Source organism: Pseudomonas sp. 51_B (assembly GCF_017491595.1).
GTDB lineage: Bacteria > Pseudomonadota > Gammaproteobacteria > Pseudomonadales > Pseudomonadaceae > Aquipseudomonas > Aquipseudomonas promysalinigenes.
This window is the reverse complement of record NZ_JAFGYW010000069.1, coordinates 1-833: the sequence shown is the minus strand read 5'-3', so window position 1 is coordinate 833 and position 833 is coordinate 1. Positions and strand designations below refer to the sequence as shown.

The window sequence follows — 833 nt, the reverse complement described above, 5'->3', positions numbered from 1 at the left end:
CTATTACGCCGCCAGCAGCCAGAGTGCGGCCATCGCTGAAACCTGTTTTCATCAGGAACGTTTCCTCGCCGCGACCCAGGAAGCCGATCTCGAATTGACCATGCGCACTTACGTCAATCAGGTGGTCAAGCCGCTGCATGACGTTCGCCAAGGTTTCGAATATTTGCATCAGCCCGATCCGGAAGCCTATGGGCCATCACAGGTATTTGCGCGACAGTTGCGCGACGCCGAGTCGTGGGGCTTGCTCTATAACAGCGTGCGATTGCCCGGGCATGAATGCGTTGCGGCGTTCCGTCCGCCTGCGGTATCGATTCCGAAGCAGGGCAAGCATTTGCGCTATGTTTGGAGCGCAAACGAGCAGAGGATTTCGTATGTGCTCGAGATCAGTCAGGTATGAAACGCAAAAAGCCCTCGCATCCGCGAGGGCCTTGTGAGCTCCAAACGACAGAAACAACAAAGCCCCGGCATTTCTGCAGGGGCTTTATTTTGTATGGTGCCGGCACCAGGAGTCGAACCCGGGAACTACTGATTACTAGCCGTTTGCTCTGAGGCTTCGTACCGCTTCATCGAATATCACAAGTTTTGCTCTGTCTAGTGTTTACGTGGTCTGTAGCCAATTTGGTATCTTTCTATGTTTCACATGTTAGCGTACCTTTGCATGAGAAACGGGGAACGGATGGGGAAAACGGGGAAAGAATGGCTAAGCGTACGCGAATGACCGAGATGGAAGCCTATGCGGTAAAGACTCGTCAGTCGGAGCCGGTCGGCTCTCGCGGAAAGGGGACTTTGTTGCTCGAGCGTAAAGCTTCCGGAGCGATTCAGGCCTACTACCG

Annotated in this window: 1 protein-coding gene; it reads left to right on the top strand. The window is 54.1% G+C overall.

All coding sequences use genetic code 11. The annotated features are described in order from the left end of the window. A partial coding sequence (locus J5M56_RS23640) for an RES family NAD+ phosphorylase (protein WP_207937900.1) occupies window positions 1-397 on the top strand: 397 nt, incomplete at its 5' end. Window positions 398-833 lie beyond the last annotated feature (436 nt).